This window comes from Jatrophihabitans sp. (assembly GCA_036399055.1).
In the GTDB taxonomy this organism is placed as follows: domain Bacteria; phylum Actinomycetota; class Actinomycetes; order Mycobacteriales; family Jatrophihabitantaceae; genus Jatrophihabitans_A.
The window spans coordinates 315,159-336,414 of the sequence record DASWNX010000029.1; the positions used below are offsets into that span (position 1 = coordinate 315,159).

General features: G+C 70.4%; 19 protein-coding genes. 7 read left to right on the top strand and 12 right to left on the bottom strand.

Annotation, left to right across the window (positions count from 1 at the left end; translation table 11 throughout):
* Positions 1-51: 51 nt before the first annotated feature.
* From VGB75_12585 to VGB75_12605, 5 genes are all read left to right on the top strand, one after another.
* Positions 52-1,350 (top strand): DUF222 domain-containing protein, encoded by a 1,299-nt coding sequence (locus tag VGB75_12585; protein HEY0167869.1) that lies wholly within the window; start codon positions 52-54, stop codon positions 1,348-1,350.
* A gap of 140 nt (positions 1,351-1,490) precedes the next feature.
* The gene (locus VGB75_12590) at positions 1,491-2,825 is read left to right on the top strand and encodes an MFS transporter (protein ID HEY0167870.1); all 1,335 of its coding nucleotides are present in this window, start codon (positions 1,491-1,493) and stop codon (positions 2,823-2,825) included.
* Entirely contained in the window at positions 2,822-4,702 is a 1,881-nt protein-coding gene (locus tag VGB75_12595; GenBank protein ID HEY0167871.1) for an AMP-binding protein, read from the top strand. The genes VGB75_12590 and VGB75_12595 overlap by 4 nt, the downstream gene beginning before the upstream one ends.
* An 82-nt stretch (positions 4,703-4,784) precedes the next feature.
* Positions 4,785-6,458, top strand: a complete 1,674-nt coding sequence (locus tag VGB75_12600; protein HEY0167872.1) for a Na+/H+ antiporter — start codon at positions 4,785-4,787, stop codon at positions 6,456-6,458.
* Between the two features lie 115 nt (positions 6,459-6,573).
* Entirely contained in the window at positions 6,574-7,437 is an 864-nt protein-coding gene (locus VGB75_12605; protein ID HEY0167873.1) for a hypothetical protein, read from the top strand.
* 99 nt (positions 7,438-7,536) lie between these two features.
* On the opposite strand, the gene VGB75_12610 is transcribed toward VGB75_12605, so the two are convergent.
* The 5 genes from VGB75_12610 to VGB75_12630 form a co-directional block, all read right to left on the bottom strand.
* Positions 7,537-8,619 carry a hypothetical protein gene (locus VGB75_12610; protein HEY0167874.1) on the bottom strand — a complete coding sequence of 361 codons (1,083 nt, stop codon included), beginning with the start codon at positions 8,617-8,619 and terminating at the stop codon, positions 7,537-7,539.
* Positions 8,616-9,131, bottom strand: coding sequence for a sigma-70 family RNA polymerase sigma factor (locus tag VGB75_12615; protein ID HEY0167875.1), 516 nt, complete (start codon positions 9,129-9,131; stop codon positions 8,616-8,618). Before VGB75_12615 ends, VGB75_12610 begins: the two co-directional genes overlap by 4 nt.
* Before the next feature lie 159 nt (positions 9,132-9,290).
* Positions 9,291-10,298 carry a sensor domain-containing diguanylate cyclase gene (locus VGB75_12620; GenBank protein ID HEY0167876.1) on the bottom strand — a complete coding sequence of 336 codons (1,008 nt, stop codon included), beginning with the start codon at positions 10,296-10,298 and terminating at the stop codon, positions 9,291-9,293.
* Between the two features lie 159 nt (positions 10,299-10,457).
* Positions 10,458-11,156, bottom strand: a complete 699-nt coding sequence (gene tenA / locus VGB75_12625) for a thiaminase II (protein HEY0167877.1) — start codon at positions 11,154-11,156, stop codon at positions 10,458-10,460.
* 68 nt (positions 11,157-11,224) lie between these two features.
* On the bottom strand, positions 11,225-12,121 hold the full coding sequence (locus VGB75_12630) for an intradiol ring-cleavage dioxygenase (GenBank protein HEY0167878.1): 897 nt from the start codon (positions 12,119-12,121) through the stop codon (positions 11,225-11,227).
* Positions 12,122-12,276: 155 nt separating this feature from the next.
* Here VGB75_12630 and VGB75_12635 point away from each other — a divergent pair, with 155 nt between their 5' ends.
* Complete coding sequence (locus tag VGB75_12635; GenBank protein HEY0167879.1) at positions 12,277-13,143, top strand: GNAT family N-acetyltransferase; 867 nt, start codon at positions 12,277-12,279, stop codon at positions 13,141-13,143.
* A 45-nt stretch (positions 13,144-13,188) separates the two neighbouring features.
* On the opposite strand, the gene VGB75_12640 is transcribed toward VGB75_12635, so the two are convergent.
* The 4 genes from VGB75_12640 to VGB75_12655 all read right to left on the bottom strand — a co-directional run bounded on the left by VGB75_12640 (position 13,189) and on the right by VGB75_12655 (position 16,786).
* Positions 13,189-13,410, bottom strand: a complete 222-nt coding sequence (locus tag VGB75_12640; protein HEY0167880.1) for an antitoxin — start codon at positions 13,408-13,410, stop codon at positions 13,189-13,191.
* Positions 13,411-13,531: 121 nt separating this feature from the next.
* A complete protein-coding gene (guaA, locus tag VGB75_12645; GenBank protein ID HEY0167881.1) occupies positions 13,532-15,103 on the bottom strand; it encodes a glutamine-hydrolyzing GMP synthase in 1,572 nt (523 codons plus the stop codon).
* Positions 15,104-15,240: 137 nt separating this feature from the next.
* Positions 15,241-15,483, bottom strand: a complete 243-nt coding sequence (locus tag VGB75_12650) for a hypothetical protein (protein ID HEY0167882.1) — start codon at positions 15,481-15,483, stop codon at positions 15,241-15,243.
* A 289-nt stretch (positions 15,484-15,772) separates the two neighbouring features.
* Positions 15,773-16,786, bottom strand: a complete 1,014-nt coding sequence (locus VGB75_12655) for an oxidoreductase (protein ID HEY0167883.1) — start codon at positions 16,784-16,786, stop codon at positions 15,773-15,775.
* On the opposite strand from VGB75_12655, the gene VGB75_12660 reads away from it, so the two are divergent.
* Complete coding sequence (locus tag VGB75_12660) at positions 16,770-17,750, top strand: magnesium transporter CorA family protein (GenBank protein ID HEY0167884.1); 981 nt, start codon at positions 16,770-16,772, stop codon at positions 17,748-17,750. The genes VGB75_12655 and VGB75_12660 overlap by 17 nt on opposite strands.
* Positions 17,751-17,807: 57 nt before the next feature.
* On the opposite strand, the gene VGB75_12665 is transcribed toward VGB75_12660, so the two are convergent.
* The 3 genes from VGB75_12665 to VGB75_12675 all read right to left on the bottom strand — a co-directional run bounded on the left by VGB75_12665 (position 17,808) and on the right by VGB75_12675 (position 21,164).
* Complete coding sequence (locus tag VGB75_12665; GenBank protein HEY0167885.1) at positions 17,808-19,937, bottom strand: alpha-galactosidase; 2,130 nt, start codon at positions 19,935-19,937, stop codon at positions 17,808-17,810.
* Positions 19,934-20,545 (bottom strand): hypothetical protein, encoded by a 612-nt coding sequence (locus tag VGB75_12670; GenBank protein ID HEY0167886.1) that lies wholly within the window; start codon positions 20,543-20,545, stop codon positions 19,934-19,936. The genes VGB75_12665 and VGB75_12670 overlap by 4 nt, the downstream gene beginning before the upstream one ends.
* 208 nt (positions 20,546-20,753) lie before the next feature.
* A complete protein-coding gene (locus tag VGB75_12675; GenBank protein HEY0167887.1) occupies positions 20,754-21,164 on the bottom strand; it encodes a hypothetical protein in 411 nt (136 codons plus the stop codon).
* Positions 21,165-21,256: the final 92 nt, after the last annotated feature.

Sequence of the window (21,256 nt, forward strand, 5' to 3'; positions counted from 1 at the left end):
AGCACCATTGTCGAGTCTGTTCTGTCAGACCCTCGGGCTAGTGTCTGATGTATGGAACAGTTGCACAGCGGCGCGGTGTCGGCCGAGTTGGCCAGTTCACTCAATGCTGTGCGGGTATATCTTCACTCGATCGCTGACGTGCTGAGCCGAGTGTCTGATGCCGATGTGCTGGCTGAGCTGCGCGAGCTGGAGGTGCTGCGGCGTCGGCTGGCGGCCGTCGACCATACCCTCATCGCAGAGCTCGACCGCAGGGCGATCGCCGGCCGATTGACGATGCCCACCACCTCGGCTGTGTTGCAGGGACTGCTGCGGCTGTCACCGCACGAAGCCAAACGCCGCGTCGTAGCCGCCCGCGCCTGCGGCCCACGCCACACCCTGACCGGCCAGCCGTTGCCTGCGCTACGGCCGGCGCTGGCCGCCGCCCAGGCCGACGGCTCGGTCTCCACCGAGCACACCGAGGTCATCCTCACCACCCTGAACAACCTGCCGACCGAGGTCAGCGTCGAAGATCAGGCGCTGGCTGAGAAGCATCTCGTCGAGGCGGCAGCCATCCTGCGGCCGCGTGAAGTAGCCGCGGTCGGCCGGCGGATCCTGGCCCACCTGCACCCCGACGGCGCCCTGGCCTGCGAGGCGGAGCAGCACCGCCGCCGTGGTCTCACACTGCTAGCCGAGACCGACGGCAGCTACACCGTCCGCGGACGACTGACCGCGACCTGCGGCGCGCTGCTGCTTGCCACCCTCACGCCGCGCTCGGCGCCGCAGGCCACCGATGAGGCCGGCCCTGACCCGCGCAGCCATCCCCAACGGCTGCACGACGCCCTGCAGGACCTGGCCGGTGTCGTCGTCCGGCGCGATGAGCTACCCGATTCCGGGGCGCCGGCGCAGGTGATCATCACGATGACGGCCGACCAGCTCGCCACCCGGCAAGGCCTGGCCCAGACCAGCTTCGGGCAACAGCTGAGCGTGAGCGAGGCGCTCGCGTTGGCCGACGAGGCGGCGATCAGCCTGCTGCTGCGCGACGCCACCGGCGCGGTGCTGGCTCACGGGCGAGCCAAACGGATCGCCACCCGCACCCAAACCCTGGCCCTCATCGCCCGAGACGGCGGCTGCACCTTCCCCGGGTGCGACAAACCGCCCGAGTGGTGCCAACGCCACCACATCACCGCCTGGGCCGACGGCGGCACGACTGATCTGGACAACCTCACGCTGGTCTGCGGCTACCATCACCGAGAGTTCACCCGTGGCGGTTGGGAATGCCGGATGGCCGACGGCCAACCCCGCTGGATCCCGCCTGCCTGGATCGATCCGACCCGCACCCCCAGACGCAACCAGCGGGTCAACCGGCAGTGACCCGCCAGACCAGGCGGGCTGAATCGCGGCGGTGGGAGGGAATGGAGCCCATCAGCAGACTCTTGACAGATTCAGAGCCACCGCACGCTGCAGCACATCGTGGGAAGGAGCACGGCCGATGTCGAGTCTCGTGCGACCACATGACCACCGCTGAGCAGTCAGCCGAGCATGTCCAGCCCATCCAGGTCGGACCGCCCGGCGCCAGGACTCCACGGTTTCACCGCGCCTGGGCGGTCGCGGGGATCACGTTCTTCGCGCTGATCGCCACCGCCGCGTTCCGGTCCAGCACCGGAGCGCTGATCGAGCCGATCGAGCTGCAGTTCGGCTGGTCACGCTCGACCACCTCCCTGGCGATCACCGTCAACCTGGTGGTCTACGGCCTGACCGCCCCGTTCGCCGCCGCCCTGATGGAGCGCTTCGGAATCCGCCGGATGGTAGCCATGGCGCTCGCACTGGTCGCCCTCGGCTGCCTGGCCACCACCGTGATGGCCTCGTCCTGGCAGCTGGTGCTGGCCTGGGGGTTCGCCATCGGGATCGGCACCGGCTCGATGGCCCTGGTGTTCGGCGCGATCCTCGCCGAGCGGTGGTTCGTCACCAACCGGGGCCTGGTCACCGGCATCTTCTCGGCGGCGTCCTCCACCGGCCAGCTGGTCTTCCTGCCGCCTCTGGCCTACCTGATCAACAGCCACGGCTGGCGCACCGCGGTGTTCGTGGTCGCGGCGTTCTCGCTGCTGCTGATCCCGTTCGTGCTGTGGCTGCTGGCCGACTCACCCGCCAGCGTCGGCCAGGTCCCCTACGGCGCCGAGCCGGGCTGGACGCCGCCGGTGATCCCTCGACGCAATCCCGGCCGGGCCGCGATCGCCGCGCTGACCGAGTCCTCGCGCAGCTGGCCGTTCTGGGTGCTGATGGGGACCTTCTTCATCTGCGGCTGGTCCACCAACGGCCTGGTCGGCTCGCACTTCATCCCGGCCGCCCACGATCACGGCATCCCGCCCACCACGGCGGCCAACCTGCTGGCCCTGATCGGCGTCTTCGACATCATCGGCGTCATCGGCTCGGGCTGGCTCACCGACCGGGTCGACCCGCGCAACCTGCTGCTGGCCTACTACGGCTTGCGCGGACTGTCGCTGCTGATCATGCCGTCGGTGCTCGGCCCGACGGTGAGCCCGCCGCTGTTCCTGTTCATCGTCTTCTACGGCCTGGACTGGGTGGCCACGGTGCCGCCCACCGTGGCGCTGTGCCGGGAGCATTTCGGTCCGCAGAGGGCCGGCCTGGTGTTCGGCTGGGTGTTCGCCTCGCACATGGTCGGCGCCGGCCTGGCCGCGGCCTTCGCCGGCGTCATCCGCCAGCACACCGGTGACTACCGGATCGCCTGGCTGACCGCCGGCATGCTGTGCGTGCTGGCCGCCCTCTCGATCTTCACCATCCGCGGACGTGGCGATCACGCAGTGGGTACGGCACTATCCGCACCATGAGCTATGCGCAGGATTACCGGCTGAGCCTGAGTGACCCCGACCGGTTCTGGGCGCAGGCGGCCACCGCGATCACCTGGATCCACAAGCCCTCGGTGGTGCTCGACTCCACCCAGGCCCCGTTGAGCCGCTGGTTTCCCGACGGCGCCCTCAACACCTGCTACAACGCCCTGGACCGGCACGTGGTGGCCGGCCGGGGCGAGCAGGCGGCCCTGATCTATGACTCGCCGGTCACCGACACCCGGCGCGAGTACACCTACACCCAGCTCACCGAGCTGACCGCCAAGTTCGCCGGAGTGCTGCGCGCGCTCGGCGTCGACCAGGGCGACCGGGTGCTGATCTACCTGCCGATGATCCCCGAGGCCGTGATCGCGATGCTCGGCTGCGCGCGGATCGGCGCGGTTCACTCGGTGGTGTTCGGCGGGTTCGCCGCCAACGAGCTGGCCGCCCGCATCGACGACGCCCGGCCCAAGGTCATCGTCTCGGCGTCCTGCGGCATCGAGCCGAGCCGGCTGATCGAGTACAAGCCGCTGCTCGACCGGGCGCTGGAGCTGTCCAGCCACCAACCCGACAGCTGCCTCATCGTGCAACGGCCGCAGCTGCAGGCGAGCATGGGCGAGCGCGACCTCGACTGGCGAGAGATGATGCGGGCCGGGTTGATCGCCCCGGCTGAATGCGTCGAGCTCAAGGCCACCGACCCGCTGTACATCCTCTACACCTCCGGAACGACCGGCCGGCCCAAGGGCATCGTCCGTGACAACGGCGGGCACGCCGTGGCGCTGCGGTGGTCGATGGCCAACATCTACGACGTCGGCCCCGGCGAGGTGATGCTGACCGCCAGCGACGTCGGCTGGGTCGTCGGGCACTCCTACATCGTGTACGCGCCGCTGCTCACCGGCGCGACGACCGTGCTCTACGAGGGCAAGCCGGTGGGCACCCCGGACGCCGCGGCGTTCTGGCGCCTGGTCGCCGACTACCGGGTCAAGGCGCTGTTCACCTCGCCGACCGCGCTGCGTGCGGTCAAGCGCGAGGACCCGGACGGCGAGCTGGTCGCCCGGCACGACCTCAGCTCGTTGCAGGCGCTGTTCGTGGCCGGTGAGCGGCTGGACCCGGCGACCTATGAGTGGGCCAGTGCCCGGCTGGGCATCCCGGTGGTGGATCACTGGTGGCAGACCGAGACCGGCTGGCCTATCGCGGCCAACCTGCGCGGGCTCGAGCCGATGCCCATCAAGCCGGGCTCGCCGACGGCGCCGGCGCCGGGCTACGACGTGCGGATCCTCGGCCCCGACGGCCAGCAGCTGGGCGTCGGCGAGGAGGGCGCGATCTGCCTGAAGCTGCCGCTGCCACCGGGCGTCAGCCAGCAGGTCTGGGGCGATGACCAGCGCTACGTCGAGTCCTACCTGTCGGCGTTCGAGGGCTACTACCTGACCGGCGACGGCGGTTATATCGACTCCGACGGCTACCTCTTCGTGCTCGGGCGCACCGATGACGTGATGAACGTGGCCGGCCACCGGCTCTCCTCCGGCCAGCTCGAGGCGGCGCTGGCCGATCATCCCGCCGTCGCCGAGTGCGCGGTGATCGGCGTCGGGGACGCGCTGAAGGGGCAGGTGCCGCGCGCGCTCGTGGTCACCAAGAGCGGCTGGTCAGGCTCGCCGGAGCAGCTGGGCGCCGAGCTCAGCGCCCGGGTGCGCGACGTGGTCGGTCCGATAGCATCACTGTCGCGGGTCGACGTCGTCGCCGGCCTGCCCAAGACCCGGTCGGGGAAAATCCTGCGCGCGACGATGCGCCAGCTCGCTGACGGTGTCGACCCGGTGGTCCCGTCCACCATCGAGGACAGTGCCGTCCTGGACAACCTGCGGACGGTGCTCCGCCCGGGGTGAGCACCGGACGTGGACGGCCTGCTCGAAGGCTGAGCGATTTCACCCTGGTCGGTAAGTTGGTGATCCGGACGGAGGTGAGGCAGTGGAACAGCTCGCTTTGGTGGCCGCCGTCCTGTTCGCGACCGCGGTCCTGATCCCGGTCTCGTCGAAGATCAACCTGCCCTGGCCGGTGCTGGTCACGCTCTTCGGAATCGTGCTGGCCGCGATCCCCCAGGTCCCGCAGGTGGTTGTCGAGCCTGACCTGATATTGCCGCTGGTGCTGCCGCCGCTGCTCTACGCCGCGGCCCGCAAGACGTCCTGGCGGTTCTGGGCCGCCAACGCCCGGCCGATCCTGCTGCTCGCCGTCGCCCTGGTCATGGTCACCACTGCCGCCGTCGCCTCAGTGGCCTCGGCGGTGGTGCCCGGGATCTCACTGGCCGGCGCCGTGGCGCTGGGCGCGCTGGTGTCACCACCGGACCCGGTCGCCGCCACCGCGATCGCCAGCAAGCTGCACCTGCCCCGCCGGCTGGTGTCGATGCTCGAAGGCGAGGGCCTGTTCAACGACGTGGCCGCGCTGGTGCTCTACCAGGTGGCGATCGCAGCCGTGGTCGGCGGTTCCTTCTCCCCGGGCGAGGCGGCGACCAAGCTGCTGCTGGCCGCGGTGCTGGCCCTGGTGGTCGGCTTTGCCTTCGGCTGGGGATTCACCCGGCTGATCGCGCTGCTGGGATCGGGTGACCCGCGGCCGCAGGTGCTGCTGTCGGTGCTGGCGCCGACCGCGACCTACGTCATGGCCGAGGAGCTGCACGGCTCCGGGGTGCTGGCTGTGCTGGTGTACACGCTGTACTCGGTGTCGCGGCCGGTCGACGCCGCTGACGCGCAAGGCCGGTTGACCACCGACGTGTTCTGGTCGATGACCGAGACCCTGGTGACCGGGATCGCCTTCGGCCTGGTCGGCTTGGAGTTCCAGACCGCGTTCCAGGCGATCGGAGCGCGCTGGACGTCCCTGGTGGCCGAGACGACAGCCGTCGTCGCGGTGGTGGTGGCGGTGCGGCTGATCTACCTGCTGCCCTCGGTTCTGCTGGCCAGACGGTTCTACCGACGATTGCAAGCCGGCGCCCTCGACGACGCGCTCAGCGGCCGGAGCGCGAGCCGCCGGCTGCAGCGCCAGCGCGACACCGACGTCCCGATCGGGTGGCGAGAGACGGTGGTGGTGTGGTGGGCCGGCATGCGCGGGGTGGCCACCGTCGCGCTCGCCCTGGCCATTCCCACCGTCACCGACGCCGGCGATCCTTTCCCTGCTCGGGACCGGATCCTGTTCATCGCCTTCTCGGTGGTGCTGGTGACCCTGGTCCTGCAGGGCCTGACGCTGCCCACCCTGGTGCGGCTGCTCGGCGTCAAGCCCAGCTCGCGCGACGCCGACGAGGCCGAGGCGGCACTGGTCGAGCGAGCCGCGCACGCGGCCGCGGAGGCGCTGAACCGCCTGCAGGACGAGGTGGACTTCGGAGTCGAGGTGTGGGACCGGCTCAACGCCTTTCCGACCGACCTGCTGGTGCGGCTCAACGCCCAGCTCAGCGACTCCCAGCACAGCTCGGCCGCTGGCAAGGCGACCGATCGCGGTGACTTCCTGCTCGGGTTGCAACAGATGCTCGGCGCCGCGCGGGAAGAGCTGCTCGCCGCCCGGTCCGAGCGGGGCGCCGATCCGGAGCTGATCGACCAGCTGGTCCGCCGGTTGGACCTGTACAGCCTGCCGGCGCTTCCGGTCACCGAGAACAGCTGAGGGGCCACGGCGGGCCAGTGCCGCGCAATGACAGACTGCGGACGTCACACGACGCTTTCAGCGCTGAGCCGCGCTGACCGCAGTTTCCTGCGGGGCGAAGGCAGGAGGACAGGCAATGCCACCACGGCGCAAGAAGCCCAGCGGCTTGACCGAGGAGGACGTGGCCCGGTTGCGCAGCCAGCTCGAGGAGGGCCGGCGGCCGCGGGTCTCGCTGTCCGGGCCGCAGTTCGAGGCGGGCGCGTCCGGCGCGGTCGTGCGGATCGGTGACCCGGCCGTCGACGGGGTCGACTTTCTGACCGTCCGGGTCAAGGTCAACGGCGTCGCCGACGAGCTGGCCTTCGCGCCGGCCGAGCTGAGCCTCGGCAGGGCCGCCGCGCGCCCGGCCGCTCGCGCTGTTCAGCCGCGGGCAGCCGCCACACCGCGGACAGCGGGCAAGTCGGCCGCGCCCGGCCCAGCCGCTCAGCAGCGGGCAGCCGCCCAGCCACGGTCAGCGGGCAAGTCGGCCGCGCCCAGCCCGGCCGCTCCCGCCGCTGAGCCAGGCGAGGCCTCAGTCGCCGCAGCCGCGTCGCGGGCAGCGGCGCCACCGGCTGCCGCGGCAGCGTCCCCCGCAGCGACGTCACCCGCAACGGCAGGCTCAGCGGCTTCGAGCTCAGCGCCGCCGACCAGCGCTGCGGCAGTGCCGGCCAACCGCCGACGCAAGACCCCGGCGGCTCCGATGGTCAGCCTGACGATCAGCTCGACCGGCGCGTCCTGGTCGGTGAGCGCCAGCCGTGGCGCTCGGACGGTGATCAAGAACGTCGCGGTGTCGCCCGGGGTGGTGACCGCGATCGCCGAACTACTCGACCAGGCCGGGTTGTCCGAGGCGGTGGCCGAGATTAACGAGACCGCGCGGCTGCAGGCCCAGCAGCGCGCCGAGGAGCTGCGCGCCGAGCTCAGCGATCTCGAGGCGGTGCTGGCCACTCACCGCGCGCCGCGCTGAGCAGCCCCTCAAGCCGGTTCAGCGCACAAGGTCCAGCGCTGGGTCATCCGATGCCGGCTCGGCACGGCTGACCCAGCGCTGAACTCACCAGGCTCGCTATCAGGTGTGCACACCGTGGATGGCGAACCGCTCTACCTTCTGCAGGTGCCCACCGGTGCTCGCCACGATGGTCAACACCCCACGCTGTGCGAACGAGACCGGCCCGGTCGTCCACGGAGCGTGCTCGCCACCGGCCGGCACCTGCGCCAGCGTGGCCCGGTCGGCCCCGTCGGCGGTCAGCCGCAGCACTGCCACCTCGATGTTCTCATCGACTCCGCTGATGTGGCCGCCGATGGTCATCGGCGAGCTCACGTGCGATCCGTAGGCCGGCTTCTCCAGCGACAGCGTCGTGTCGTCGCTGCCGACCACCTCCCACGGTGAGTCATCGGCTGTGCCGTACTGGACCAGGTGCAGCGTGGCCGCGGTGCGCAGCGTGCCGTTGGGGTCGCGGTAGCCGATCCCCACGTGGGCGCCCAAGTCGTCGAGGAACGTCCCGGTCACTTGGTCGAGCTCGGTGAACCCCAGGTAGGAGCGGGTGAAGTTCAGCGCGGTCTCCTCGGGGTCGAGGTGCCATGGCTGAGATCCACCGCCCTTCGTCCGCCATTCCTCGGCCGCCTCGTAGCTGCCGAACGGCCACAACGGCTGGTAGCGCTCATACACCCCTGGCGGGGGCTGCGCGCCCGTCGCTGGTCCTGACGCAGTGGCAGTCGCCGACGGCGCGGGTTGGCTGGCCGACTGCGAGGGGGCGGGTTGGCTGGCCGACTGCGAGGGGGCGGGCTGGCTGGCCGACTGCGAGGGGGCGGGCTGGCTCGCCGACTGCGAAGGCGCGGCCTGGCTGGCCGACTGCGAGGGGGCAGGTTGGCTCGCCGACTCCGACGGGGCCTCGCTGGGCAGGGGCTGAACGGAGACAGCCGGCGGGGTCACCGGGCCGGCGGAGTCAGAACGGCTCATCTGCACCGCCGTGACGGTGCCCGCCGCCACAATGCCCACGACTGCCGCCGCCAGCAACGGAGCCGCCCAGCGAGACCGCTCAGGTTGCCTCCAGCGGCTGACCGGGGGCGAGGCCGGTGACAGGTCGTCTTCGGTCAGCGAGTGCGCCTGAGCGTTCAGGGCAGCCGCGATCCGGTCGTCGATGGTGTTCATTCGGCACCTCCGAGTGCTGCCGCGATGGCTTGGCGACCGTGGAATGCGTTGGATTTGACCGCGCCCAGCGAGATGCCGAGCGTGGCCGCGACTTGCGCTTCGGTGAGTTCTGACCAGTAGCGCAGCACGATCACCTCCCGTTGCCGGCGTGGCAGCCTCCGCATGGCGGCCATCACCTGGCGATGCTCTTCGGCCAGCAGCAGGCGGCCGTCGGCGGCCTCGGCCGTCAAGTCACCGGCTGACGGCTGGGGGTTACGGCGGACCGTGCGGCGTCGGCGCAGCACCGAGCGGGAGCCGTTGAGCACGCAGCTACGCAGGTAGCTGACCGCCGCCTCGCGGTCAGCCAGCGCCGGCCAGCGCCGGTGCAGGGACGCGAAGGCGTCCTGCACCACGTCCTCGCTGGTCTCGCGGTCATCGACAAGCAGCAGCGCCAACCGCACCATCGCCAGCCGATGGGACTCAAAGAGCGCGGCCACCGCGGAGTCGGCGTCCTCCACCGGTGAGAGCTGCACCGGCACATCCTTGTTCCGCACCATCGTCGTCCTCATGGCCACCGCCCCCGGCTCGGCGCACCACCCATTCGTGGTGCTACCTGCAGAGACGTCTGGTCGGGGCAATGGTTGCACCGGCAGACGGCCGCGACCAGCGGTTGTGTCGCCGCTGAAGACTTCTCAGCGCAGCCGCGCGGGCCGCCGGTGCTTGAGCTCATACATCGCCGCGTCGGCGCGAGCCAACAGGCTGGCGGGGGTGTCACCGTCAGCGGCCGTCGCCGAGCCTATGGACGCGCCGATGCGCAGCTCACCGCAGGACAGCTGAAAGGGCTCGGCGAAGGCGTCACGCAGCCGCCATTGCAGCACCGGGGTCCCATCGGCCTCACCGCCGGCCACCTCGGACAGGACGACCAGCTCGTCGCCGGAGAGCCGAGCCAGCAGGTCGGTGGCTCGAACGGTCTCCAGCAACCGCTGGGCCACGGCTCGGAGCAACTCGTCACCTACAGCGTGGCCGTAGGTGTCGTTCACCGCCTTGAACCGGTCGAGATCGAGAAAGGTCACTGTGGGGGTCGTGGCGCCGCGCTGGTGTCTGGCCATCGCCAGGGCCAGCGCCTGGGAGAACAGGGCGCGATTGGGCAGGCCGGTGAGGTAGTCCCGGGTCGCGGCATGTCCTAGCCGGTCGGCGTCCTGACCGAGCTGAAGCACCAGCACCACCTGCTCGGCGATGTCGCGCAGCCGCTCCAGTTGCACGCGGCTCAGCTCCTGGCGCCGCCCGCTGAACGCGCAGACCGAGCCGATGACCTCACCGCCAGGCAGGATCAGCGGGGCTGAAGCGTAGAGGCGGATCGGGTCGATCGCGCAGTTCACGTACGGGTTGTCAGCCCACCGGGGGTCGGCGGGAGCGTCCGGGGTGTAACTGACATCCAGGGACTGGATGCTCGTGCTGCACATGGCGTCGGCCCGAGGCACGTCAGCCGGCTCGCAGCCGTAGGCGGCGGCGGAGAATTGCCTGGTCGCATCGATCAGGTTCACCACCGCGGTCGGCGTTCCGCACACGAACGCGGCCAGCCGGGCCAGGCCGTCCAGCTGAGGAGTGCGGGGCTGGTCCAGCACGTCAAGAGCGTGCAGGGCAGCCAGCCGCGACAGCTCGCCCTGGGCAGGGCCGTCAGTGCTACCGAAGGCGCTCATCATCAAATCATCGCCGAAATCCGGCGGTTTCATAGCACCTGGCTTTGCCGAATCTTCAAGGTTCACATGCCGAATCGGGCCAAACGAGGACATCAGCGCCAGCTACGCGGCATTGCCGCAGACGGTTCGGGATGGCTCAGCCCAGCTCCAAGATCCAACTCAGCCAGCCGGCCCAGAATGCGGCGGCGTCATGACCGGCCACTGCTCGGCGCGCCAGGCCGCGTCCCAGAACATCCACTCATAGCGAGCCGTGACAGCGAAATGCTTACGGGCGCGGCTGTCCTCGACAGGGTTGAGATCCGGGCCGATCTTCTCCGCCAGCGCCAGGACCTCGGCCACCGTCGCCTCGAAGTCCGCGCCGGCGTAGGTGTCGATCCAGCGCTGATACCGGGCATCCGGAGAACCCTGTTCCAGCAGCGCGGCGCCGACCCGGGCATAGATCCAGTAACACGGCAGCACCGCGGCCACTCCCTCGGCGAAGCTGCCGCCGTACACCGTCGCCAGCAGGTAGCTGGTGTAGCTCAGCGTCGTCGGCGACACCGGTACCTGGTCCAGCTCGGCGGGGTCCAGTCCCAGCTGCGGCAGCAACGTGGCGTGCAGCGCCAGCTCGACGTCGACGGCGCCCGCCGCATGTCGGGCGAACATGCCCGCCGTCGTGTGATCCGGCGCCTTCGCCGCCACCACCGCGAGCGCGCGGGCGTAGTCGCGCAGGTAGTGCGCGTCCTGGGCCACGTAGTAGGCGAACCGGTCCGGCGGCAGCGTCGCAGCGGTGAGGCCTTGCAGGAACGGGTGCTCAAGGATGGCGGTGTACGTCGGTTCGATGTCGGACCACAAGCTCTCGGTCCAGCTCGTCGTCATGTCCTCGATCATCGCAGAGGCCGCCCACCGGCACGGCGCGCGCGCCTCGTGCCGAACCCGCGGCCTGGTCAGACGCCGATCGTCAACGAGGCGGTGTACCCACTCGACACTGAACCGCTCATCGTCGCCAGTTGGTGGATGCCGCCGTCCTCACCGAACACGTTGTCCGAGGTCAACGAGGTCCGCGTCAGGTTTGCCACGCTCTGCTCGTAGCCCGAGGTCGCGTACACCTTCGCGCACGCCTCCTCGGGCAGGGCGAGCTGGGAGGTCGCGACGATCTTTCCGGCCGCGGTGGCGTTGGCCAGGCTGGAGTACACCTCGAAGTGCATGTGCGGCCACCTGCCGTCATAGGCGCCCGGAAAAATCGTTGTGAACGTGACCTGGCCGTCAGCGTCAGATGCCTGCACGCCGCGCAGGTAGTTCTCACCGCTGATGTTCTGGGAGTACATCGAGTACTGACCGTCGATGTCGCAGTGCCACAGGTACACCGCGGCGCCCTTGAGAACTTTGTATCCGTTGGCCGAATCACGCAGCGTCAGCTTGACCGTCAGGGGGACGCCCTTGGCGGTGGTCGTGGAGCTGCCGAAGCTCGACCGGATGTCACTGCGCACGATCCCGCTCATGGCCAGCGCGTTCGGGCCGTTGGAGCCGTCTCCGGGAAACGGTCCGGCTGTCTCGTCAGGGATCTCGCTGTAGGACTGGGGGGCGGCCGACCTGCCGCCGGCCGCAGAGGATGCCGCAGTCGAAGCCGTTGTCGGAGAAGACCCAGCCGAGGTCGCCGTCGATGCTGTCGATGACCCGGCCGAGGTCACCTTGGCGGCTGTTGAGCACCCGGCGAGTGCCAGCAGGCCAGCTCCCATCATCGTCAGCGCGCCGCGCCGGCTCAGGGTCTGCAGGTCGAACTCCAACCCGCGGTCGTGGTCGTCGATCTCGTGATGGGGGTCAGCTGCGTGCTGGGGCGGCATGAAAGGCTCCGGTCTAGGCGCGTGGTCGTCGGTGACAACCACGTTGCCCGGGTCACCCTGGAAAAGGGTGTGCGGAGCTTGTGCGACCGCTGTGCGCTTGATGGGGCGTGCGGAACGGTGTTGCCGCTGCGACGGTTGCGGAGTTTGATCGGCTCATGTCGATCACGGTGCAGACGGCGACGCAGGCCTTCCTGGACGAGGTCGTCGACGCGGTGGCCCTCTGGCAGCAGGACGGCGTGCCGGTACAGCTTCACCCTGGTGACCTTGGCTGGCACTGGCGCCTTGGCGCCGAGGAACTTGCCCAGAACGTCAGGGTGTGGCGCCGTGACGGACGGATTGCGGCTGTCGGCGTCGTAGATGATTCCCGGCTGATCCGCATGGCCATCGCACCGAGTGCTGAGAAGGACGACCTGCTCGCAGCGCGGCTGATGGCCGATATCTCCGACCCGGCGGGCGCAGTCCTGCCCGCTGGGACCGCGCTCGTCGAGGCCCGCTTCGGTACAGCGTTGCGAGAACTTCTGCACGACAGCGGCTGGGTTCCCGATGAGCCGTGGACGCCGCTGTGTCGTGACCTCACGGGACAGGTGGAGGACTGCGCATTACGGGTCGCGATCGTGAAACCGCGCGATGCGCGCGATCGAGTAGCAGTGCAGCGGGCGGCGTTTGCCAACTCGACGTTCACACTTGAGCGCTGGTTGACGATGATCTCGGCGCCGCCCTACCGCCGGGCCCGGTGCCTGGTCGCCTATGACGCGCATGACGAGGCGGTCGCCGCTGTCACCGTGTGGTCGGCCGGTCAGGGACGGCCCGGCTTGCTGGAGCCGATGGGCGTCCACCGAGATCACCGGGGGCACGGCTACGGAACCGCCATCTCGATCGCGGCGGCAGCCGCACTGCGGGAGATGGGTTCCTCAAGCGCGATGGTGTGCACGCCGAGCGCCAACGCCGGCGCTGTGGCGACCTACGCCTCAGCAGGCTTCCAGAGGCTCCCCGACGTCACAGACTTCCGCCGCACGGGTTGACTCTTGGCCAACCGAAAGCCGCAAGGGCCCGTCAGGTCGGCCTGCTTACCGTGTGGTCGGCGGGTCCTGCCGCTTGTCCGGCGCGAGGAAGTCCGCCGCCTTGTCGCCCATCGAGTCGATCTGGCGGCCGTGCCGTCCGCCGGTTCGCTTGTTGGCCAGCCTTCCCGCCTGGTCGAGGGCCTTCCTCACCTTGTCAGGATTGGCCTGCGCGTAGCCACGCGCCTTCTGCGCCAGCTTCGCGATACCACCGATACCACCCAGTGCCATGACTTCTCCTGCCAGATCTGTCTTCTTATGCTCCGGCTGTTTCGGAGGTTCGTCAGCGAGCGTGGTGAGCCGCTCAGGCCCACCACGATGTTAGCTCGCACCACCGGGACCTGACCGGGCCCTACTCCCACTCGATGGTGCCCGGCGGCTTGCTGGTCACGTCCAGCACCACCCGGTTCACCTCGCGCACCTCGTTGGTGATGCGGGTCGAGATCTTCTCCAGCACGTCATAGGGAACCCGGGTCCAGTCGGCGGTCATCGCGTCCTCCGACGACACCGGCCGCAGCACGATCGGATGCCCGTAGGAACGCCCGTCACCCTGCACCCCGACCGAGCGCACGTCAGCCAGCAGCACCACCGGGCACTGCCAGATCTCACGGTCCAGCCCCGCCGCCGACAGCTCGGCCCGGGCGATCGAGTCCGCCCGGCGCAGGATCTCCAACCGCTCAGCGTCCACCGCCCCGACGATCCGGATCGCCAAACCGGGCCCGGGGAACGGCTGGCGCCAGACGATCTCCTCGGGCAGCCCGAGCTCCAGGCCGACCCGGCGCACCTCGTCCTTGAACAGCGCCCGCAGCGGCTCCACCAGGGAGAACTGCAGGTCATCGGGCAGGCCGCCGACGTTGTGATGGCTCTTGATGTTGGCGGTCCCGGCGCCGCCGCCGGACTCCACCACGTCCGGATACAACGTGCCCTGCACCAGAAACTCGAACGGCGGGCCGGAAACGGTAGAAGCGATCAGCTCGCGCTCGGCCTGCTCGAAGGACCGGATGAACTCCCGTCCGATGATCTTGCGCTTGGCTTCCGGGTCGACCACCCCGGCGAGGGCGTCCAGAAACTGCTGGCGCGCGTCGACGATCTTCAGCGACACCCCGGTGGCGGCGACGAAATCGGTCTCGACCTGCTCGGCCTCGCCGGCCCGCAGCAGCCCGTGGTCGACGAACACGCAGGTCAGCTGGTCGCCGACCGCGCGCTGCACCAGCGCCGCGGCCACCGCCGAGTCCACCCCGCCGGACAGCCCGCAGATCACCCGGGAGTCCCCGACCTGCCTGCGGATCAGCTCGACCTGCTCATCGATGATGTTGGCGTCGGTCCAGGTGGGCTTCAACCCGGCGATGTCGTAGAGGAAGTTCTTCAGCAGCTGCTGGCCGTGCTCGGTGTGCAGCACCTCAGGATGGAACTGCACGCCGGCCAGGCCGCGGCCGGTGTCCTCGAAGGCCGCCACCGGAGCGCCCGCCGACGAGGCGGTCACTGTGAACCCCTCAGGCGCCCGGGTCACCTCGTCCCCGTGCGACATCCAGACCTGCCGCAGATCGCCGCGCGCGCTATCGACGTTGCCGAACAGCGTCCCGGGCGCGGAGATCGACAGCAGCGTCCGGCCGAACTCCGAGCCGCCGGTGTTGGCCACCTCGCCGCCGAGCGCCTGGGTCATCGCCTGAAAGCCGTAGCAGATGCCGAACACCGGGACGCCGCCCTCGAACAACCCGGGGTCTACGACGGGCGCGTTCGGCGCGTACACCGAGGCCGGCCCGCCGGAGAGGATGATCGCCTTGGGCTCGCGGGCGAGCATGTCGGCCACCGGCATCGAGGAGGGGACGATCTCGGAGTAGACGTTCGCCTCACGCACCCGGCGAGCGATCAGCTGCGCGTACTGCGCGCCATAGTCAACGACGAGCACGGTGTCGGTCTGCACCCGGTCATTCTCGCAGAGCGGCCCGCCAACCCCGAGCGGCGCAGCCGGGCGGTCAGGGCCGACTCAGGCGGGGGACGCGGGGTCGGCTTCACCATCTCCTCGGTTGCGGACGCGGACCCTGGGTTGGGCGGCCAGGTCTAGCCGCCAGTGCCGTCGCAGTTCAGGTACATGCTGCTGCGGCTCGAAGTGACAATTCCCCAGTCGTCGCAGCCCCGTTGGCCGACGAGCTCTCCGCCCGAGAAGTAACGGTAAACAAGGACGAGCGAGCCGTCACCGGCAGGCATCGCTGCGGCCGTGGCCGTGGCCGGTGACAGCATGGCGCTGACTGTGACGGCCACCCCTACTAGCGCGAGCCTGGCTGCGGTCTTGGGCATACGCATGGTGTTCCCCTGGGTTCTGGCGGCGGTGCCGCGATGTGGGGTTAAGTATGGTGCCAAATGATCTTGGGCGAATAGGCATTTCGTCTTATTTGTTAAGGTTGCGAAATACTCGGCTTACAAGAATGCACCGGGTCAGGCCACGCTCTCAGCGACGAGAGGGTCCAGGGCCAGCCCAACTCGGCCGCCTTCCTGGGCGCGCCGCTCCCGCCGGTTGCTGCCAGCGCTCGTTCTCATGGTGATGACAACCTGGCTGCTAAGCGGGGTCAGGGCCGGGCAGCGCAGCGAACGGTCAGGGCCGACTCGCCGCCCACTGGTAGCGGACTCCAGTCAGCTCCTCGCTCAGATCCCACAGCTGAGCGGCCAGCTGAGGGTCCTGTGCCGTCCTGCTCGGCTGCGCCGGCCCGGCCGGTCCGCGCATGCCGCCGGGCCACTGCGGGCCGCTGTAGGAGCCGGGCGCGGCGACGCTGGCGGCGTACAGCGTCGGCTGGGCGCCGGCCGCCGCAGACTGGAACATCAGCTGGCCCACGGTGTTGCGCACCACGCGCGCCAGCGGCTTGGCGCCCATCCCGTCCGGATTGAGCATCAGATTGGTCCTCGACACGCCGGGATGGGCAGCCGTCGAAGTCAGCGGGGCCGCGTGCGCCTCGGCGCGGCGCTGCAGTTCCAGCGCGAACAGCACGTTGGCCAGCTTGGAGTCGGCGTAGGCCCGCTGCGGCGAGTAGCCCGGCTCGGGCTCACCGCGCAACCGGCCGGGCTGGCCGCCCCGGTGCAGCAGCGAGGACACCGTCACCACCCGGGCGACGCCGCCGGAACCGCCGGCCGACAGCAGCGCCGGCAGCAGCCGGCCGGTCAGCGCGAAGTGGCCCAGGTGGTTGGTGCCAAACTGCAGCTCGAAGCCGTCGGAGGTCTGCCGCAGGCTCGGCGGCGCCATCACCCCGGCGTTGTTGACCAGCAGGTGCAACGGACCCTCCCAGCCCTCGGCCACGTCCTTGATCGAGGCGAGTGAGGCCAGGTCCAGCCGCACCGGCTCGATGTCGGCGCCCGGCGCCTGCTCCCTGATCCGGCGCGCCGCCGCCTCGCCACGACCGGCGTCGCGGCTGGCCAACCGGACCCGGGCGCCGTGCCTGGCCAGCTCCAGCGCGGTCTGCCAGCCGATGCCGGAGTTGGCGCCGGTGACCAGCGCCGTCCGGCCGGCGAACGAGGGCAGCTGCGACGCATTCCATGACATGCTTCGCAACGATACGGTCGCCCGGACGGCCAGGACCCGGGCGCAGGAGGTGTAGGGCATGACCGAAGCTGCCATCCGCACCCGACTCTGGCGCGACGGAGTCCTGGAGAAGGAGGACTTTCCCTTCTCCGAGCTCTCCGACTACCTCGACCAGCCCGACTGCATGGTCTGGGCCGACCTGCAGTCCCCGGACGCGGCCCTGCTCGCCGAACTCGGCGAGGAGCTGTCGCTGGACAAGCTGGCGATTGAGGACGCGGTGGCCCACCACGAGCGCCCGAAGGCCTCGCGCTACTCCACGCACACCTTTCTCACCGCCCGCGCGCTCAAGCTCGACCGCGACAGCGGTGAGCTCAGTGACCTGCCGGTGTCGGCCTTCGTGCTCAAGCAGGCATTCGTCACCGTGCACACCGGCCAGTGGTTCGACGTCGACACCGTCGTCCAACGCTGGGACGAGAACGCCGAGCTGATGCGCCACGGGGTCAGGGCGCTGGCCTGGGGAATGCTCGACGTGCTGGTGGACGGCCAATTCGAGGTCGTGCAGGCCCTCGACGACGAGATCGAGGACCTGGAGGACCTGCTGTTCGAGCAGCCCAAGGGCGAGCACCAGCTGCAACGGCGGACCTTCGCGCTGCGCAAGTCACTCGTCCGGACCCGCCGGGCGGTGCTGCCGATGCGCGAGGTGGTCAACACCCTGGCGCGGCGCGACGCCGACGTCCCGCCGGAGCTGCGGCCCTACCTGGAGGACCTCTACGACCACGTGCTGCGGGCCGCCGAGTGGACCGAGTCGCTGCGAGACATGGTCAGCTCGGTCTTCGAGACCAACCTCTCCCTGCAGGACGCCCGGCTCAACACGATCATGAAGAAGCTGACGTCCTACACCGCGCTGATCGCCATTCCCACCGCGGTCACCGGCTTCTACGGCCAGAACGTGCCCTACCCCGGCTTCGGCGACCACTCCGGCTTCGTCTCCAGCGTGGTCGTCATCGCGCTGCTGGCCGGCGCGCTCTATCTGACGTTCAGACGCGCCGGCTGGCTGTAGCTCACTTCGCCGGGCCGGGCTTCAGTCGACGGCCGAACTTCAGTCGACGGCCGAACTTCAGTCGACGGCTTGCAGGCGCAGCACGATCACCGACAGCGGCGCCGGCGGTGGCCCGGGCAGCCCCAGCTCCGACAGCACGGCCCCGCTCAGCGGGCCGGTCGCGGGCGCCTCGTAGCGCGGCCAGGCGGCCGGGTCGATCCGAGTCACCGCGTACCGGCGCGCCGGGTCCAGTCCCGGCACCCGCCACCTCGGCGGCTCGTGCGTCAACTCGTCCAGCTGCGCGTACGCCACCACCGCAGCAGACCTGTCGGGTGCGATCACCCCGTGGACCCAGGCGTCGCGCACCGCCGAGTCGAGCCGGACCATCCGGCCACCGTGCAACAGCTCGCGCTGGGATTTGTACAGCTCGATCCACCTCGCGAGGGTGGCGAGGTCGGCCTCGCTCGCCGATGTGATGTCCCATTCGACGCCGAAGTGGCCGAACAGCGCGGTGCCGGCCCGAAAGTCTAACGGCAGCAGCCGGCGGGTCTGGTGCGATTGCGGCGCGCTGACGTGCGCGCCCAGGTACTCCGGCGCGACCAGCTGCGTCGTCCAGCGTTGGATGGCCTGCCGGGCCAGGGCGTCGTTCTGGTCCGAGGTCCACACCCGCTCGGCGCGCCGCAGGACCTCGAGGTCGATCCGGCCGCCGCCCGAGGCGCAGGACTCCCATTCCAGGCGGGGGAACCGGGCGCGCAGCTCATCGAGCAGCCGGTAGAAGGCCAGCGTCTGCGCGTGGATCGCCGGGCGCCCTGCCACGGCAGCGGAGCCGGCGTCCACGGCGTCGCGGTTGTGATCCCACTTGACGTAATCCACCTCGCACCCCGACAGCACCGTCGTCATCTGCTCCAGCACATGCGCGTAGGCGCCTGGCTGGGTGAGGTCGAGGATCTGCTGGCTCCGTTCCTCCGGAGGGATGCGCTGGCCGGTGGCCAGGATCCAGTCCGGGTGCTCGCGGTACAGCTCGGAGTGCGGGTTGACCATCTCCGGCTCGAACCAGAGCCCGAACTGCATCCCCAGGCCGTGCACGTGCTCGGCGATCGGGCCGAGGCCGTCGGGCCAGACGTCGGCTGAGACGGTCCAGTCGCCGAGGCCGGCGCGGTCGTGCCGGCGGCCGCCGAACCAACCGTCGTCCAGGACGTAGCGTTCGACGCCGAGCCGGGCCGCCCGGTCGGCCAGTTCCCGCAACCTGGCCAGATCGTGGTCGAAGTACACCGCCTCCCACACGTTCAAGGTCACCGGCCGCGGTGTGGCCGGGTGAGCCGGCGTCGAGCGCAGGTAGCCGTGAAAGCGCGCCGCGAGCCCGTCCAGGCCATGTCCGGACGCGCCGACGTAGACCCACGGGCTGGAGTAGCTCTCCCCCGGCGCCAGCGTCACCTCTCCCGGCAGCAGCAGCTCGCCGCCGCCGATCGAGGTCACCGTGGGCGACAGCTTGCCCAGCGGCACCCGCTCGAGCCGGTGCAGGTGGTTGCCGCTCCACGCCACGTGCACGCCCCACACCTCGCCGTGGCCGAACCCGAAGCCGGGAGTGCCGGCGATCGACACCGTGGCGGCGTCGAAACCGGTCTTGCCGCGACGGTTCTCCCGCAGCCACAGCCCGTCGGTGACCGGCCGGCGCTGCGGCGTGCGCTCGCGGGCCCACCGTCCGGTGAAGTCCAGGGAGTCGACGGCGCGGTCGGGCACCGGAAGCACCACGTCCAGGTGCTCCACGACGTAGTCGGACCGGCCCGTGTTGGTCACGGTGTGCCGGGCGCGGATCAGCCCGCCGGCCACCGCCTCGACCTCGGTGCGCAGTGTCAGGCCCGCCGGCTCGTCGACCGCCTCGATCCGCGCGCCGTCGGCCTCGACCGTGACCGACACCGGCCGGAAGGCGGTGGACCAGGCCCCCGGCTCCCGCCCACCGCGGTGCCCGGACAGGCCGGGACGGCCGTGCCAGCCGGTGGAGTTCTCCGGCAGCAGCGAGGTCCCGACCGGGTTCAGCGTCGCGATCTCGGCTGCGAAGCCGTCCCCGGCGCCGCTCGGGCCGAGGACGCCGCACCACACCACGCTCGGCAGCCGGCCATCGTGCTCGGCCAGGACGAGCCCGGTCTCACCCGGCGCTCCCATCCGGTGCGCCGCCTTCGCGACACCGGTCACGGCACTGCCGGTCACGGCAGCGCCTTCTTGGCGATCAGCTCGAACCGCATCCTGTCCAACGCCTGCATCGCCGCGGTCTGCGGCAGTCCGCACGCGGTGAGCGGCATCCGGGCCACGAGCGGCTTGCCGTCGCGTTGCACCAGCGCGAAATACGGAACCACCATCGCGATGGCCGGGCATGGGCCGCTGCTGCGAGGCTCGTCCGGCGCCCGCAGCGCGGCCAGCAACGCGGCCGGGTCGCTGTCCGAGCGCTCGATCAGCAGGCTCCGCGACTGGTCACCGCCCATCCCCACCACCGTGCACCGCAGCACCCAGTCCACCTCGATACCACTGGGCGCCGGCTTTGCCTGGCTGTTGTCGTGCTGACCGCTCTCACTCAGCCCGGCCGGGCAGCGTGAATCGACCGGTGACGGCGCCGAGGTCGGTCCCGGCCGGCCGCTGTCCGGGCCTGGGCCCCAACTTATCCAGCCGCTGCCCGCGCCCGCGCTCGGGCCCGCGCCGCTCGCGGCCGGCGCCGGGTCGATGACGCCTTGGGACCCGGCGCCGGGGGCCACCCCGGACGGGTCGGGCGCGCAGGCGGTCAGCGCCAGCGCGGCGGCGATCGTCACGGCAAGCAATCGCACGACGGCTCCTCTCCGGCCCTGGACCGGTCCGCACCCGTAGGCGCCGCCAGGGGTTTCCGGCACCGAATGTAACGAAGGGGCACAAAGGACAGATGCGGCGGCAGGACCGAAACGTTGCCTGGAGGCCGAGACCACCGGGCCGACCCACCGCCGGACCGCCGGACCGCCGAACCGCCGGACGGCGATCGGCGAGACAGGGAGGGCTGCCTCAGGCGGCGTGTGACCCGGCCATGCTGACCGGCCGGACGTCGAGGCCACGCTCGCGCAGCTGCGCCTCGACGCGGTAGATCTCGGCCAGCGGGGTGTGCCAGTGCGGCTCCGAACGCGGCGGCGGCACATCCAGCTGCTGGCAGGCCACGCCGAGCACCTGGACGTAGGCGGTCCGAACGGCGCCCATCCGCATGCCCTTGCCGGTGAGGCCAGGCCCGTTCTCCCGCGCCTCCAACTGGGCGCGCAGCCGGCGTAGGTCGGCGGTGACCTTCTCGATCGGCGCCGTCGGCGGGACCGCCGGCTGGCGCTGCTCGGCGATCCGCTCGCACTGCCGACGCACCAGAGCGATCACCGCGCTCAGCACGTACGGCAGAGCCAGCAACCCGATCAGCACCACAGCCAAGAGCACGAGTCCAGTGTGCGCGCGCGCTCTGCGGCCATCAAGTCAGACGCCGGGGACTTGTCCGCCCTGTTATCGACTGAGGATCAACGCAGGTTATC

Bases quoted from the DNA above. Each gene is read 5' to 3' on its own strand.
- VGB75_12585 (HEY0167869.1), top strand. From the start codon at position 52: ATGGAACAGTTGCACAGCGGCGCGGTGTCGGCCGAGTTGGCCAGTTCA.
- VGB75_12590 (HEY0167870.1), top strand. From the start codon at position 1,491: ATGACCACCGCTGAGCAGTCAGCCGAGCATGTCCAGCCCATCCAGGTC.
- VGB75_12595 (HEY0167871.1), top strand. From the start codon at position 2,822: ATGAGCTATGCGCAGGATTACCGGCTGAGCCTGAGTGACCCCGACCGG.
- VGB75_12605 (HEY0167873.1), top strand. From the start codon at position 6,574: ATGCCACCACGGCGCAAGAAGCCCAGCGGCTTGACCGAGGAGGACGTG.
- VGB75_12610 (HEY0167874.1), bottom strand. From the start codon at position 8,619: ATGAACACCATCGACGACCGGATCGCGGCTGCCCTGAACGCTCAGGCG.
- VGB75_12620 (HEY0167876.1), bottom strand. From the start codon at position 10,298: ATGAGCGCCTTCGGTAGCACTGACGGCCCTGCCCAGGGCGAGCTGTCG.
- tenA (HEY0167877.1), bottom strand. From the start codon at position 11,156: ATGACGACGAGCTGGACCGAGAGCTTGTGGTCCGACATCGAACCGACG.
- VGB75_12630 (HEY0167878.1), bottom strand. From the start codon at position 12,121: ATGCCGCCCCAGCACGCAGCTGACCCCCATCACGAGATCGACGACCAC.
- VGB75_12635 (HEY0167879.1), top strand. From the start codon at position 12,277: ATGTCGATCACGGTGCAGACGGCGACGCAGGCCTTCCTGGACGAGGTC.
- VGB75_12640 (HEY0167880.1), bottom strand. From the start codon at position 13,410: ATGGCACTGGGTGGTATCGGTGGTATCGCGAAGCTGGCGCAGAAGGCG.
- VGB75_12650 (HEY0167882.1), bottom strand. From the start codon at position 15,483: ATGCGTATGCCCAAGACCGCAGCCAGGCTCGCGCTAGTAGGGGTGGCC.
- VGB75_12660 (HEY0167884.1), top strand. From the start codon at position 16,770: ATGACCGAAGCTGCCATCCGCACCCGACTCTGGCGCGACGGAGTCCTG.
- VGB75_12655 (HEY0167883.1), bottom strand. From the start codon at position 16,786: ATGGCAGCTTCGGTCATGCCCTACACCTCCTGCGCCCGGGTCCTGGCC.